The following is a 14,798-nucleotide window of genomic DNA, read 5'->3' on the forward strand; positions in this document are numbered from 1 at the left end:
TCAAGAGGATATTGTCAAGGATGTGCATTACACTGCGAATCCAGTGATTCCAGACAAGCCAACACCTCCAGTAGTTCCGTCAGTCTCGGACAAACCAACACCTCCAACTTTGACGGTTGTACAAACACCTCCGACCAAACCAGCTCCAGCGAAAGAAAAGTTTTTACCAAGTACAGGTGATGTACAAGATGGTTCAACTCTTACAATGCTGACAGGTATCGGTTTACTTTTATCAGCTTTAGGTTTAGTTGGTCGTTGTAAAAAAGAAGATTGATGAACCTTTTGTAAACATATAAAAGTAAACTAAAGGTTGAATCATTCGATAGAAAGGATAAGCTTTACAAGCAACTTGGCATAGTTGATTTGTGAAGCTTCCTTTTTTTGTTAAAAGATTGAAACAATATGCTTGACAAAAGAAAGGCTTCATGATTTAATATACCCCATAAGGGTATAAATGGAGGTGCTTATGTTTCACTTATTTACGAAAATAGATAGTATTTCTACAAGTGAATTGGAACAAAAATTAAAAAAGAAAATTCAACTGCTAGATGTACGAACACCGTCTGAATATCGAAATGGTCATATTCAGGGTGCGAAGAATGTCCCACTCAATGAAATCGCAAGATACACGCCAGCAACAAATGAAACACTGTATGTCATTTGCCATTCCGGTGTGCGGAGCAAAATGGCAGCCAAAAAGTTAAAGAAAAAAGGCTACGATGTTGTCAATGTTCAAGGCGGTATGAGTGCTTGGACCGGAAAAGTTGTTTAAAAGTGATAAAGGAGGAAGTTGAATGAAAATTATCATTGTTGGTGGAGTTGCAGGTGGAATGTCTGCAGCGACGCGTTTAAGACGGCTAAAAGAAGATGCTGAGATTATTATTTTTGAAAAGGGGCCATTCGTTTCCTTTGCGAACTGTGGTCTGCCTTACTATGTTTCTGGAGAAATTGCTGAGCGGGAAGACTTGTTAGTGCAAACGCCTGAGAGTTTAAAGGCACGCTTTCGTTTAGATGTGCGACCTTTCCATGAAGTGACGGCTATCTCACCAGATCAACATATGGTGACGGTTCGGCATGACGGAAAGGAATTTACAGAGAGTTACGATAAGCTGATTTTATCTCCGGGGGCAAAACCTTTTGTACCTCCAATTGAAGGTTTGGAAACAGCTGAAAATACCTATACTTTACGTAATGTTCCTGACCTAGATGAGATTATGTTGGCTTTGGAGAAAGAACCAAGAGAAGCTGTGGTGATTGGGGCTGGATTCATTGGACTTGAAATGGCAGAAAATCTTCGTAAGCGTGGTTTGAATGTGACAATTGTTGAGAAAGCACCGCATGTTTTGCCACCGCTTGATGAAGAAATGGCTGCTTTTGTTCAGGCTGAATTGTTGAAAAACGGCATTCAAGTAGTTACTTCTCAGTCTGCTACGCGGTTTGAGGACAAGGGAAAGGTCATTGTGCTGGAGAATGGGCAAAAAATTGCTTCTGATGTGACCATTTTATCTGTCGGGGTGCAACCAGAGAATGCTTTAGCACAGGTAGCAGGTATTGAGTTGGGATTGCGTGGCGGTATCTTAGTCAATGAGCGTTATGAAACCAGTCAACCTGATATTTATGCGGTCGGCGATGCGATTGTTGTCAAGCAAGAAGTTACAGGAGAAGATGCACTGATTTCATTGGCTTCGCCTGCTAATCGTCAAGGTCGCCAAGTTGCGGATGTGATTGCTGGAGTAGCTCGAAAGAATAAAGGCAGCATTGGTACAGCTATTGTTCGGGCATTTGACATGACGGCAGCTTCAACAGGGCTGAGCGAGCGCATTCTTCGTATGAATGGCCTGCCTTATCAAGTTATTCATGTCAGTGGTAAGGATCATGCTGGCTACTATCCGGGTGCGACTGATGTGACCTTGAAACTCCTCTTTGAGCCAACAAGTGGCAAAATTTACGGTGCACAAGGTGTTGGGAAAAAAGGTGTTGATAAGCGGATTGATATTTTGGCAACGGCTATTAAAGGTAATCTAACCATTTTTGATTTGCCAGAGTTGGAATTTACCTATGCGCCACCGTTTGGCTCTGCTAAAGATCCGGTCAATATGCTGGGATACGCAGCCTTAAACTTGGTAGAAGGTTTGAGCGACAATATCCAGTGGTATGAATTGGAAGATGAACTAGCTGCCGGTAAGAAGTTCCTAGATGTGCGGACTGCCAGTGAGCTTCAACAAGGTCGTTTGAAAGTGGATACGGTTCACATTCCTTTAAATGAATTGCGTGAGCGTTTAGGAGAGTTAGACAAGTCGCAGGATTATATCGTGAGCTGTCATAGTGGACTTCGTAGCTATATTGCCGAGCGCATTCTCAAACAAGCAGGATTTTCTGTTCAAAATCTAGACGGCGCCTTTGCCTTGTACAAAATGGTCAAACCAGAGGGAGTAGAATATGGAAACTAGCATCAGCATGCCTGAATTTTATAAAAAATATCAGACAGAAACCTTATCCATTCTTGATGTGCGAGAAGATTATGAGTTTCAAATGGGACACGTGCCGACGGCAAAAAATCTGCCATTAAGCACTTTTGAGACGGGCTACAAACAACTCAGCCAGCAGGAGAAATACTATGTTATCTGCCAATCTGGCGCACGTTCTGCGGCTGCGTGTCAGTTTTTAAGTGCGCAAGGATTTGATGTAACCAATGTAGCTGGGGGCATGAATTTCTGGCATGGCGAGGTGGAATAAGGAAAGAGAAAAGAAACTGAATAAAAACCTTCCAAAAATAGTAAAAAGCTTAAAATCAAGTTATCAAAAACGTTGATTTTAAGCTTTTTCTTGTTCATTGCTTCATTTTGACTAGAAATTGAGTTTTTGTCCAACCTATAACTCAATAATATGTGGCTCATAACCAATAGCTTCTAGGAATTTGAGTAAGTCCGTTGTGTCTAAAAAGAGTGTTTTTTCATTGGTATTGGGGTGAAAACTCATTCGTTTTTCCGACATGATTTCTTTGTCAAAATAGACTTGAATATCTTTGTCTACATTGTTTAACAATCCAAAAGGAGAAACAACACCTGCTGGTAACATCATTTTTTCAAATAGACTATCAGATGATGCCATGCGGATTTTATTGGCTCCGACCAGTTCTTTAAACAAGTCCATGTCCAAGCGTTTTTTGTCGTCCATAATGAGTAAATAGTAGGCAGTTTTCTTTTTATTAGTAAGAAACATGGTTTTGGTGCGGACACCCTCGATGCCTTCGATGAAGCTGTCGGCTTGCTCGGTTGTAAGCGCTGGTTCGTGCTCTACGATTTCAAATGGAATGTTTAGTTTGTTTAGGGTTTCTTCCACTTTTGTGTATAAGTCCATTTTACTTGCCTCCTTTGGGTTATTTTATTACTTTTATTATACCATATTGAGGTGTATTTTTCTTTCAATGGGCGACAATCTGCACCAAAAGCAGTTCACTTTGTCGACTGGGTCGATAACTTGTCTGAAAACGAGTTTCGTTCATCAGCCAAGCTGACGACTTGCCTAAAAACAGATTTGCCCTGTCCGCCGGGCGGACGGCTTGCTTAGAAATCAGTTTGTTCTGTCAGCCGGGCTGAAACGTTGTCTGACAACAAGTTGACTTTTTCCGCCGGGCGGACAGTCTACCTAGAAACGAGTTTCGTCCATCAGCCGGGCGGACGCTCCCTTTGCTCAATAGATCAATTCTATTTTTTAAAAAAGAAGTGATAGTTAGAATAACGCTTTTACTGTGCAACGTCAATAAAAAACCTCAGCAAGCGAAGAAAACTACTGAGATTATTTTCGTTTGATAAAGTATTGGACGGCTTTTTCTAGCCGCTCTTTTTGAGCTTTAGGATCGTCCAAAGGATGGTTGAGGCATTCGGTGAGATTTTCGGTAATCATCAACTCAATGACACGCTCGACACTAGAGCGAACAGCGGTTAATTGGGTGATAACGTCTGCACAATCGCGTTCTTCCTCTATCATTTTTTGAATGCCACGTAATTGTCCCTCGGAGCGTTTTAGTCGCGTAATAAGCTTTGAGTTTGTCATGTTCTTGTCCTCTGTGTATTTTTTTACATTATATCTTGAATAGTCTCCTTTGTCAAAGTAGTCGCTTTTTCTTTGTGGTATAATGAAAGAGTTAAGGAGAAAAGTGATGAATATTTTAAAAAGAAATAATGTGACAGAAAAAGAACGTCAGCAGTTGTTAGCAGTCACGACAGCTTGCCATCAGCTAGATGGAACTTATCGTACCCCCTATCTTGATACGACTTACAACGTAGATAAAGATATGCCTGCTTTTTTCTTAGCCTATGAAGCAGCTAAGTTAGTAGGTTATTTATTCGTTTATGCTGATGAACCGAAAGAAGCTGAAGTTTCACTCTATGTGATACCTGCCTATCGGCGCAAAGGAATTGCTCGTGCCTTGCTAAGCGAATTTGCAAATGTAGCGACACAATACAATTTATCCGAAGTTGACTATGTGACAGAAACAGCTTTTTTGACCAAACACCCGAATTTTTTAGAGCATTTTCAATTTCACATAACAGATGCTGAGTTGTGGCTGGAGCAGCCGCGCAGACAATTTGCTTTAGAAAAGAGAGCGGGTTTAGAAGTTGTTTTGGCAGATTTGGACTTGGTCGAAGAGATTGCAACTTTCCAAGCAGAAGCGTTTGGAAATTCTTTAGAAAGCAGCCGCACTTATGCACGTGAAGCTATTTTAGATGATAATACTCTTTTGTTTGTATTGAAAAAAGATGGGAAAATTGTTGCATCTTGCTCTGTTGATATGAGCACAGATTTCAATTTTTTCTTTGGTCTAGCAGTGAAAAAAGAGCTACAGGGACAAGGACTAGGCTCTTATCTTATGTCGGCAATAATGAATGACATGTATGATCGGAATGATTTAAATTTCCAAATTGTGGTAGACAAGGAAAATACAGGAGCTTACAAACTTTACCAACGATTAGGGTTTCAAGTAATGACAGAAACCGTTTATGTCGGTAAGTAATAGGAGGCAAACATGTGTCAAGAATGTTATTCTAGGGAACGTAGGAGAATGCCTTTATTGAATCCTTAGTGTATGACGGTTTAGTTATGCCTTGATTTATGGTATAATGATAAAACATTTAAAAGAGGATAAAAGCATGAATATTCAACAACTGCGTTATGTTGTAGCGATTGCCAACAGTGGCACCTTTCGGGAAGCAGCTGAGAAAATGTATGTCAGCCAGCCGAGCTTGTCCATTGCGGTTCGAGATTTAGAAAAAGAATTGGGCTTTAAAATATTTCATAGAACGAGCAGTGGCACATTTCTGACACGTCGAGGGATGGAATTTTACGAAAAAGCCCAAGAATTGGTCAAGGGATTTGATGTATTTCAAAATCAATACGCCAATCCAGAGGAAGAAAAAGCAGAATTTTCCATTGCTAGCCAGCACTATGATTTCTTACCGCCTCTGATAACGGAATTTGCTAAACGCTATCCAAAAGATAAGAATTTCCGAATTTTTGAATCCACAACAGTGCAGATTTTAGATGAAGTGGCGCAGGGGCATAGTGAGATTGGCATTATCTATCTGAATAATCAAAATACTAAAGGAATGATGCAGCGGATTGATAAATTGGGACTAGAAGTGATAGATTTGATTCCTTTTCAGACGCATATCTATCTACGGGCAGATCACCCCTTAGCTGGGAAAGAGGAGCTTACTATGGAAGATTTGACAGATCTGCCGACAGTTCGTTTTACACAGGAAAAGGATGAATATCTCTATTATTCAGAGAATTTTGTGGATACTAGTGCCAGTTCTCAGATGTTTAATGTAACTGATCGTGCCACTTTGAATGGCATTTTAGAGCGGACGGATGCTTATGCAACAGGATCTGGATTTTTGGATAGTAATAGCGTAAACGGCATTACGGTGATTCGATTACAAGACAACTTGGAAAATCGCATGGTTTATGTTAAACGTGAAGAAGTAGAGCTTTCACCAATTGGTGCAGCTTTTGTTGCTGTTATGGAAAAATATTTTGCAAAAAGAGGTAAAAAATGAAACGAAAAGTGATGGTGCCAATTGTGATTGTAGCCTTAATTGCTTTGGATCAATGGGTAAAATTTGAAATTGTCAAAAACATTCAATTAGGTGAAGTAAAGTCCTTTATTCCAAAAATTTTGAGTTTGACTTATTTGCGAAATACAGGTGCGGCATTTTCAATTTTAGAAAACCAGCAGTGGTTGTTTGCGGTGATTACTTTAGTGGTGATTGGTGCAGCTATTTGGTATTTGAGCAAGCACATCAAAGGTTCTGTCTGGTTACTGTCTAGTTTGAGTTTGATTATTGCAGGTGGGATTGGAAATTTTATTGACCGCATGCGCCAAGGCTTTGTCGTGGATATGTTTCAGCTGGATTTTATAAATTTTGCAATCTTTAATGTAGCGGATAGTTATCTGACGATTGGTGTGATGGTGTTAGTAGTGATGATGTTAAAGGAAGAAGACAATGCAAGTAAAGGTAGAAATTAGTGGTATAAGGTTGGACAAGGCGCTTGCTAATCTGACACCATTATCCCGCAGCCTTGCTAATGAACAAATCAAAAGTGGGCAAATCTTAGTCAATGGACAAGTGAAGAAAGCAAAATATGCTGTTAAGGCGGGTGACGTAATTACTTACGAATTGTCCGAACCTGAAGCGATGGAATACGTTGCAGAAGATCTGCCACTGGATATTGTTTATCAAGATGAAGATGTGGCAGTGGTGAACAAAGCTCAAGGGATGGTGGTACATCCAAGCGCTGGACATACGAGCGGTACGCTGGTCAATGCCCTCACGTACCATATCAAGGATTTATCTGGCATCAATGGTGTTTTGCGACCTGGAATAGTCCATCGGATTGATAAGGATACATCAGGCTTACTTATGATTGCTAAGAACGATGATGCCCATATCAAGCTGGCTGATGAATTAAAAGCTAAAAAATCTCTACGGAAGTATTGGGCTATTGTGCATGGCAATTTGCCAAATGATAGAGGTGTTATTGAAGCACCAATTGGGCGAAGTGAAAAAGATCGCAAGAAGCAAGCTGTTACAGCTAAAGGCAAACCAGCAATTACTCGTTTTCATGTTTTAGAGCGCTTTGGGAATTATACTTTAGTAGAATTGCAATTAGAAACAGGTCGTACCCACCAAATCCGTGTGCACATGGCTTATATTGGTCATCCGGTAGCAGGGGATGGCGTGTATGGACCACGAAAAACGCTAAAAGGGCACGGTCAATTCTTACATGCTAGAACGCTTGGATTTACTCATCCTAAGACGGGAAAAATCATGGAATTTACAGCAGAAGTGCCGATCGTTTTCCAAGAAACATTAGCTACATTGAGAAAAGGACTGAAATGAGATTAGAGTAAGAAAATATGTAAACTCATGATAGTAGATTTCTTTTAAAAATTAGTCATTTTCTCTTATTTGTCAAATTTTTTATTTTATAGTAAAATGGGAGGGCGCCATAAATTCTAGGTATTAGTGAGGAGAAGATATGAATCAATTACCAAATTGTCCAAAATGCCAGTCAGAATATGTTTACGAAGATGGGTTACTATTAGTTTGTCCAGAGTGTGCTTATGAGTGGAATCCGGCTGAAGTCGATGAAGAAGATGATGGCATCAAAGCGATTGATGCAAATGGCAATCAACTTGTGGACGGAGATACTGTTACTCTCATCAAGGATTTAAAAGTCAAGGGTGCTCCAAAGGATTTGAAACAAGGAACGCGCGTGAAAAATATTCGGATTGTAGTTGGAGATCACAATATTGACTGCAAGATTGATGGCTTTGGTGCGATGAAACTTAAGTCAGAATTTGTTAAGAAAATCTGAGGTCAGTAATGAAACGAAATGTAATTTTTTATAGCCGCATGATATTGTTTATCTTAGGGTTTGTGGGAGTATATCTTGAAATTACAAAGCATGGCGGTCTTGGCATGCTTATGTATTATACTGTTTTGTCTAACATTATCGTAACAGCTTTCACAGCTTATTTGCTGTATCTAATGGCGCGTTCTGAAAGTCGCTGGCAAACGAAGACACTATTTCGGATTAAAGGCGGTGTCACTATGTGTATCATGATTACCTGTGTCATCTATCATGTTCTGCTTGCTCCGTTAGCGACTGATTTTTATCGACTGGAAAATTTCCTATGTCATTACATTGTACCGTTATGGTTTTTAGCGGATACTGTGCTTTTTGATAAACGTTTGCAATATCGCTGGTTTGATCCCATTGCTTGGACTAGTGTGCCTCTACTTTACATGGCTTTTGCCCTGTTTAATGGTTTGGTTCTCAAGTGGCCTATTCCAGGTGCTAAAGATAGTCCATTTGCTTACTTCTTTCTAAATATCCCAAAATATGGCTGGTCTTATGTCTTACAGTGGTCAATCAAAATTTTTATTGGTTATTTGCTTGCGAGCTTTCTGCTTTACGGAGTTATGTCCCTATCCTCACATAGGAAAGGGTCTTCTTAAATACTTGAAACAGCAAAATTTGTCTACTTGCCTGAAAAAAACTTTTTTTGAACGTTTTCTTCAGGTTTTTTCTTGCCTTAATTACTACTGGCGCTGAAAAATTAAGCTCTTCATTTTGTTGAGGACAGTTCATAAAGTAAACACCATTACTCTGTTTCCATCTAATGATGATTAAAGTAATTTTTTCAACCCATTGATATATTCCTGATAGCGTTCTTTTCTCAACTTATAAATAGCTTCATAGATATGCTGGTAATGAATATCATAAAAATTCATCGAGAAATTGATAAGAATGTGTTCCTTATCTGGAAATAAGCTCTTGATATAAGTTGAAATATGTTGGTCTGCTACAATTATATTTGTTTCGTCGTGATCCTGTAAATGGAGCGAACTATTCAAAAAGTCAATTACCACAATCCGAGTAATAGAAGGAGGAATATTTCTTGAAAAAGCATTCTTTAAAGTCGTTACATCGGCATTATTACTTGCAAAAATATACAAAGAAATAGGTGCCATATTGGCATAAATCAACTCCCTCAGTTGAATGGTCACATGATAAATGTGGTACTTGTATACTTCACCTGTCAATCCCACCTCTTTCATCCATTCTTTGACAAGTGGGCTCAAGAGGAGATAGAGGGGGTCAAACAATCCGCGGTGGTCATATTGGAAAATGTAAGAATTGGGAACCAAACTTTGTAAATTGCAGATAAAAGGCTTCATAAAGAAGAGCATGACAATCCTAAATGGTTGAGAATTGATCAGCTCATCTCCAAATAATAAGCGAAATTTTTGAATGAGCGGCAGTAACATTCCTTGTTTCATGATAATATCAAGAGCTGTATCGCGATCGTGTTCCAACCATTTGTCTCTAGAGAAAGGATTAGGGGTAGTACAATAGGCTAAAAATAGATAATCGTAGTCTGTCGGTGTAAACATCACTTGTAGGGCAGGTTCCAAAATTTTCTTGGTTAAGGTTATCAGTTTTGGATAGACAAGGAGCGTTTTTAGTTTTTCTAGCTCTTGTGAGGCAGGTAGAACCACAGGAAAATTCTTTCGTTTCCACATTAGCACCACGAGAATAGAAAAGAAGCGACTTTCTTCTGTAGCTGCTTCGAAGGCTTCTTGTGAGATGTGGGCATTGGAAGAACGAATCCATTGATAAATGAGTTTTAACTCTTTTTCTTTAATTTCATACAGATGAATGCCAAATTTATATTCCAGCAAAGCGATAAGGAACCGAATACGGTATTCTGGTCCAATGACTTGGTATCTGTCTAAGGATAACCCAACTTCTTTCAAAAAGTCCAAACACTTATCACGTATTCGATAGCCAGTTGCACGGGATATGTACTCTTTTTGGATAAAGCAAATGAAACTCTCTTTTTCTTCTTGTAAGAAGTAGCGCAAAAGGTGGAGAAAGGTTGAACTTTGATAAATCCGATGAAAACAGATGGAAGGATTGATTTTTGTAATCAGGTCTAAGTGAACTGTGTTCGCAAAAACTTTCAGATAAAATAAATCATTGAATTCCTCTTTCAATTCTGCTAGATGTTGATAGATGATTTTTTCACTAAATTCAGTGAGTTGTGCTAGTTGCTCAATATCAATCGTTTGAAATTCTAGAATGATTTGTAAAATGGTTGCTTTATTTAAAATTGATTCTTCCAAATATTTATCTAACATAAACGATTCTCCTCTGTTTTTTAAAATTACCATACAAGGAAAGGGCTTGTCAACTAAGATTTTAAAGAAAAGGGGCGTTATGAGTATCGTTTGGAGTCATTGAGGTTAAAAGGGCGCTATTTTAGTAGGTTTGTCTCATTTTAAGTAAGTATTTTTGAATTCAATTGAGAAAAAATTTACACATATTCTATTTTAGTATTTTACGATATAAAATGAGTTTTTCAATCATTGAATCAAATCTCTTATCAATTTTTTAGTATATAGATGTATAATAAGCATAGCAATTATAAATGTGAAAAGGTATTCTATGAAATTAAAAATTTGTAAAAATGATTTTAGTCTTCAATGGAATGGCACTTACAATTTTGCCTTAGTAGATTATCCTGAGATTAACAGCTGGGAATTGGAAAAAATTGCCAAGTTCGTGGCGTATGAAAAAATATACAATAGGAAGACTCAAATAGAGTGTGAAAATCCTGTTCTACAAAGCCTAGTCTGTCAGTATCTGGATAATAGTAAAGTAATATATCCGTTTACCCCGCGTGACAGAAAAGAAGCTAGAACCTTTAATGTATATGGTGAATGTGTGATGTCAGATTATCTCAGTCATACTTGCACTGTGGAAACTGCTAAGGAGATTTTGAAAAGTGGGAAATTATTGTCTGCCACGAAGGCTTTTGGTTTGGCTGGCAAACAGCTTGTGAACGATAAACGAAATGCAGCAGGTGATCCAGCGGATTATTTTGACTATGTCATGTTTGGGTGGTCTAATACGACATCTGGTTATAGGTTAGCAATGGAACGATTGCTAGAAAGAAATCCCACGGAAGTCGATCTGGAAGAAGCTTTCATACCTGGTGTTAGTTTTCATTTCCGGTATGAAACTATTGTGAATCAAAAGGGCTATGTATTTGATGGTTATCATGCAGCAAAAGTGAAAGATGAGGTATTGTTAGATCTCAGTCTTTGTGTCTGCATTATTGCAAGTCAAAATAAAAAGGAATTTGAAGGTATTATTCCAAATTATTTAAAAAACAGGATTCATTATTTAGATTATCAAAACGATGGACTGGTAAAATGGAATGATAAGGTATATGAAAAAGTGCTTGAGCTAGATGGTAGAGATAGGACGACCACTAGCATATTGTAAAAGATTTTGATAAGATAGAAAGTAATTAGGAGGCAGCTATGGATTTAGCAGAAATTAGAAAAGAAATTGATCAAATAGATGTAGACTTAATTACCTTGTTAGAAAAAAGAATGGCGTTAGTGAGCCAAGTAGCTCTCTACAAACGTCAGACTGGGAAAGCAGTATTAGATACTCAGCGTGAGCAAATTATTTTAGAGAAAGTTGCAAATAGTGTGCAGGAAAAACAGTATGAAGATACCCTTGTGCAGACTTTTTCAGATGTTTTAAAACATTCACGTGCTTATCAAGAGCGGCATATCTAATATAGGAATGATAAAATGAAAAAAATTCATAGGTTAAAGTGGGTCAATATCGGAAATCAAGTGATAGCTATTACGGTATTGTCCATTCTTATGGGACTAGTAATTGGAACTATTGATACGATATTTGGGCGAACGCTTATATTTTTAAGTGAAGTCCGCATCTTGCATTCCCTTTATTTGATTCCTTTTTTAGCTTTTGCAGGATTAGTGATTGTATTTCTCTATCAGAAATATGGTGGGAAAAGTAGCAAAGGAATGACCTTGATTTTTGAAGTTGGTCATGGTGTAGAAAATCACATTCCCAAGCGCTTAATCCCTCTTGTTATAGTGACGACTTGGTTGACGCATCTTTTTGGTGGTTCGGCCGGTCGAGAAGGAGTAGCAGTACAATTAGGTGCCACAGTCTCTCACTGGTTTTGCAAGAACTTTTCTACTCCTAATACTTCAAAAGTATTTTTAGTTACAGGAATGGCTGCTGGTTTTGCTGGGCTATTTCAAACGCCACTGGCTGCAGTTTTGTTTGCGATGGAAGTCTTGGTTGTAGGAAACTTGCAGCTGACTGCTTTGTATCCTGCCATGATAGCCTCTCTCGTTGCTGCTTGGACATCACATGCGTTAGGTCTTGAAAAATTTATGCAACCAATTTCTGCTCATTTGGGATTATCTCCAATACTTGTTATTAAATTAGTGCTCCTTGGAGTTTTATTTGGACTTTGTGGCAATGTATTTGCTTATGCTCTCTTGTGGAGTAAAAAGAAAGCGGCAACTATTTTTCCAAATCCCTACAAACGAATCGTGGTGATGGGAATTGTCTTAAGTATTGTCTTTTTATTGTTGGATAAAGGTCGATACTCAGGGCTTGGAACAAATTTAATTACGGCTAGTTTTGCTGGACAATCTATTTATTTATATGATTGGTTCTTTAAATTACTTCTAACAGTTTTGACTTTATCAGCAGGTTTTCAAGGTGGAGAAGTGACACCGCTTTTTGCCATTGGGGCAAGTCTAGGCGTTCTACTGGCAGGTTTATTTGGTCTTCCAGTTAGCTTGGTTGCGGCGCTAGGCTATGCTGCAGTTTTCGGAAGTGCTACCTCTACTTTCTTGGGACCGATTCTGATTGGTTGTGAGGTGTTTGGTTTTAGCAATTTTCCATATTTTTTCATAGTCTGTGTCGTGGCATTTAGTCTTCACCGACAACATTCGATTTATGGAGCCCAAAAAATTCGATATTGAAAAATAATCTTCTATGAGGTTTTAACTTGTAGGAGATTTTTATTTTGTGTTATACTAGAAAAAGCAAGATTAGAAAAGGAAAGTCATGACAAAAGTAGATTCCATTTTTAAAGAAAATATTCGAAAAATTTTACATGAAGGTGTTTTTTCTGAAAATGCACGTCCGCGCTATAAAAACGGGAAAGTTGCTAATTCTAAGTATATCACTGGTTCTTTTGCTGAGTACGATCTGAGCAAGGGAGAATTCCCTATCACAACGCTTCGTCCGATTGCTATCAAATCAGCGATTAAAGAAGTCCTCTGGATTTATCAAGATCAATCCAATAGCTTAGAAGTTTTAGAAAACAAATACAACGTTCATTATTGGAATGATTGGGAAGTAGGAACTACTCGCACTATTGGTGAGCGATATGGTGCTGTTGTTAAAAAACATGATATTATCAATAAAATTTTAAAACAGCTGGAGACGAATCCTTGGAATCGTCGAAATATTATCTCACTTTGGGACTATGAAGCTTTTGAAGAAACAGAAGGATTATTGCCTTGTGCTTTTCAGACCATGTTTGATGTCCGACGTGTAGATGGTGAAATCTACCTAGATGCAACTCTGACACAGCGTTCAAATGATATGTTGGTAGCTCACCATATCAATGCCATGCAGTATGTCGCATTGCAAATGATGATTGCTAAGCATTTTGGGTGGAAAGTTGGCAAATTCTTTTATTTTGTCAATAATTTACATATTTATGATAATCAATTCGAGCAAGCAGAAGAATTGCTCCGGCGTGAACCAACGGATTGTGCACCTCGCTTGATATTGAATGTTCCAGATGGAACCAACTTTTTTGATATTAAAGCAGACGATTTTGAATTAATTAATTATGACCCTGTTAAGCCACAGTTGAAATTTGATTTAGCAATTTGATAATGAAACAAAATTTCTCTGAATGTAAAAAAGTTTATTATTTTGATACAAATTGGTTTTGCTTCCTATGCAATTCCAATCGCCTCCCAGAATGTAAATAAAAAGAATTCACAGAAAGCTGAGTTTCACTAGACTTATTATGTTTTTTCAAAAACTAATAAACGAAGAGGCTTATTTAACTATTTTCCAAAGGCAAATATAAATTGTCTGGTGATTTGATAGTTAAAATCAGCCTTTTTTACTGAAATTTGATAAAATAGAACTATCAATTCAAAGGATGAGGGAATGACGAAGAAAATTGTAGCTATTTGGGCACAAGATGAGGATGGCTTGATTGGGCGAAACAATAGATTGCCTTGGCATTTACCAGCTGACCTTAAGCATTTTAAAGAAACAACAACTGGACAGGTTATTTTAATGGGTCGGGTGACATTTGACGGGATGAACCGTAGAGTGTTGCCTAATCGTACTACGATTATTTTGACAAGAGATAAGTCGTATCAAGTAGACAATGAGCATGTATTGATCTTTCACGATGTCACTTCTGTTCTAAAATGGTATGAGATGCAGGAAAAAGAGCTTTATATTATTGGTGGTGGTCAAATTTTTTCTGCATTTGGGCCTTTCGTTGATGAGTTAGTTATGACACGTATTCATGCTAGTTTACAAGGAGATACCTATTTCCCGAAAGAGTTTGATATGACGAAATTTCAGGAGTGTTCTCGTCAATTTTATGCCAAAGACGAAAAGAATGAGTATGATTTTACTGTAACAACCTTCCAGAGAAAGGAGTCGTAATGGAACGTAGTATTTTCGGATTTTTTACGGCTCTTTTGTGTGTCGTTTGTGTCATGGCGGCTACACAGGCTTTTCGTAAAAAGCGGTATGGATTATCAGTTCTCTTTTGGCTGAATGCTTTTACAAATTTGGTGAATAGTATTCATGCTTTTTATATGACCTTATTTAAATAATAA

At 38.0% G+C, this 14,798-nt stretch carries 19 protein-coding genes; 16 read left to right on the forward strand and 3 right to left on the reverse strand.

Going from position 1 to position 14,798, the window contains the following annotated elements; translation table 11 throughout:
- From HMPREF2963_RS05505 to HMPREF2963_RS05520, 4 genes are all read left to right on the forward strand, one after another.
- Positions 1-274, forward strand: a 274-nt coding sequence (locus HMPREF2963_RS05505) for an LPXTG cell wall anchor domain-containing protein (RefSeq protein ID WP_410002507.1), incomplete at its 5' end; no start/stop codon positions are given.
- Between the two features lie 192 nt (positions 275-466).
- Positions 467-772, forward strand: coding sequence for a rhodanese-like domain-containing protein (locus HMPREF2963_RS05510; protein WP_049480438.1), 306 nt, complete (start codon positions 467-469; stop codon positions 770-772).
- 22 nt (positions 773-794) lie between these two features.
- Positions 795-2,450 (forward strand): FAD-dependent oxidoreductase, encoded by a 1,656-nt coding sequence (locus HMPREF2963_RS05515; RefSeq protein WP_070669135.1) that lies wholly within the window; start codon positions 795-797, stop codon positions 2,448-2,450.
- Positions 2,440-2,736 (forward strand): rhodanese-like domain-containing protein, encoded by a 297-nt coding sequence (locus tag HMPREF2963_RS05520; protein ID WP_003068820.1) that lies wholly within the window; start codon positions 2,440-2,442, stop codon positions 2,734-2,736. Before HMPREF2963_RS05515 ends, HMPREF2963_RS05520 begins: the two co-directional genes overlap by 11 nt.
- Positions 2,737-2,871: 135 nt before the next feature.
- Here the strand turns inward: HMPREF2963_RS05520 and HMPREF2963_RS05525 are convergent, their stop codons facing one another.
- Positions 2,872-3,360 (reverse strand): prolyl-tRNA synthetase associated domain-containing protein, encoded by a 489-nt coding sequence (locus tag HMPREF2963_RS05525; protein WP_037596898.1) that lies wholly within the window; start codon positions 3,358-3,360, stop codon positions 2,872-2,874.
- 438 nt (positions 3,361-3,798) lie between these two features.
- Positions 3,799-4,056, reverse strand: a complete 258-nt coding sequence (locus tag HMPREF2963_RS05530) for a metal-sensitive transcriptional regulator (protein WP_003068825.1) — start codon at positions 4,054-4,056, stop codon at positions 3,799-3,801.
- 106 nt (positions 4,057-4,162) lie between these two features.
- Here HMPREF2963_RS05530 and HMPREF2963_RS05535 point away from each other — a divergent pair, with 106 nt between their 5' ends.
- From HMPREF2963_RS05535 to HMPREF2963_RS05560, 6 genes are all read left to right on the forward strand, one after another.
- On the forward strand, positions 4,163-5,017 hold the full coding sequence (locus HMPREF2963_RS05535; RefSeq protein WP_070669137.1) for a GNAT family N-acetyltransferase: 855 nt from the start codon (positions 4,163-4,165) through the stop codon (positions 5,015-5,017).
- Between the two features lie 136 nt (positions 5,018-5,153).
- Positions 5,154-6,062, forward strand: coding sequence for a LysR family transcriptional regulator (locus HMPREF2963_RS05540; RefSeq protein WP_003068831.1), 909 nt, complete (start codon positions 5,154-5,156; stop codon positions 6,060-6,062).
- Positions 6,059-6,532, forward strand: coding sequence for a signal peptidase II (lspA, locus tag HMPREF2963_RS05545; RefSeq protein ID WP_070669139.1), 474 nt, complete (start codon positions 6,059-6,061; stop codon positions 6,530-6,532). The genes HMPREF2963_RS05540 and lspA overlap by 4 nt, the downstream gene beginning before the upstream one ends.
- On the forward strand, positions 6,510-7,406 hold the full coding sequence (locus HMPREF2963_RS05550; RefSeq protein ID WP_070669141.1) for an RluA family pseudouridine synthase: 897 nt from the start codon (positions 6,510-6,512) through the stop codon (positions 7,404-7,406). Before lspA ends, HMPREF2963_RS05550 begins: the two co-directional genes overlap by 23 nt.
- Before the next feature lie 139 nt (positions 7,407-7,545).
- On the forward strand, positions 7,546-7,884 hold the full coding sequence (locus HMPREF2963_RS05555; protein WP_037596904.1) for a zinc ribbon domain-containing protein YjdM: 339 nt from the start codon (positions 7,546-7,548) through the stop codon (positions 7,882-7,884).
- 8 nt (positions 7,885-7,892) lie between these two features.
- Complete coding sequence (locus HMPREF2963_RS05560) at positions 7,893-8,528, forward strand: Pr6Pr family membrane protein (RefSeq protein ID WP_006269395.1); 636 nt, start codon at positions 7,893-7,895, stop codon at positions 8,526-8,528.
- 171 nt (positions 8,529-8,699) lie between these two features.
- Here the strand turns inward: HMPREF2963_RS05560 and HMPREF2963_RS05565 are convergent, their stop codons facing one another.
- Positions 8,700-10,214, reverse strand: a complete 1,515-nt coding sequence (locus HMPREF2963_RS05565; protein WP_070669143.1) for a helix-turn-helix domain-containing protein — start codon at positions 10,212-10,214, stop codon at positions 8,700-8,702.
- 307 nt (positions 10,215-10,521) lie between these two features.
- Here HMPREF2963_RS05565 and HMPREF2963_RS05570 point away from each other — a divergent pair, with 307 nt between their 5' ends.
- From HMPREF2963_RS05570 to HMPREF2963_RS09255, 6 genes are all read left to right on the forward strand, one after another.
- Positions 10,522-11,364, forward strand: a complete 843-nt coding sequence (locus HMPREF2963_RS05570; protein ID WP_070669145.1) for a phosphate ABC transporter ATPase — start codon at positions 10,522-10,524, stop codon at positions 11,362-11,364.
- Positions 11,365-11,402: 38 nt separating this feature from the next.
- Positions 11,403-11,666, forward strand: coding sequence for a chorismate mutase (locus HMPREF2963_RS05575; RefSeq protein ID WP_003068852.1), 264 nt, complete (start codon positions 11,403-11,405; stop codon positions 11,664-11,666).
- Positions 11,667-11,681: 15 nt separating this feature from the next.
- Positions 11,682-12,899, forward strand: coding sequence for a voltage-gated chloride channel family protein (locus HMPREF2963_RS05580; protein WP_003068856.1), 1,218 nt, complete (start codon positions 11,682-11,684; stop codon positions 12,897-12,899).
- 85 nt (positions 12,900-12,984) lie between these two features.
- A complete protein-coding gene (locus HMPREF2963_RS05585; protein WP_003068859.1) occupies positions 12,985-13,824 on the forward strand; it encodes a thymidylate synthase in 840 nt (279 codons plus the stop codon).
- Between the two features lie 285 nt (positions 13,825-14,109).
- A complete protein-coding gene (locus HMPREF2963_RS05590) occupies positions 14,110-14,622 on the forward strand; it encodes a dihydrofolate reductase (protein ID WP_070669147.1) in 513 nt (170 codons plus the stop codon).
- On the forward strand, positions 14,622-14,795 hold the full coding sequence (locus tag HMPREF2963_RS09255; RefSeq protein WP_003024903.1) for a hypothetical protein: 174 nt from the start codon (positions 14,622-14,624) through the stop codon (positions 14,793-14,795). The genes HMPREF2963_RS05590 and HMPREF2963_RS09255 overlap by 1 nt, the downstream gene beginning before the upstream one ends.
- The last annotated feature ends 3 nt before the right edge of the window (positions 14,796-14,798 follow it).

Source organism: Streptococcus sp. HMSC067A03, assembly GCF_001814295.1.
Taxonomy (GTDB): domain Bacteria; phylum Bacillota; class Bacilli; order Lactobacillales; family Streptococcaceae; genus Streptococcus; species Streptococcus constellatus.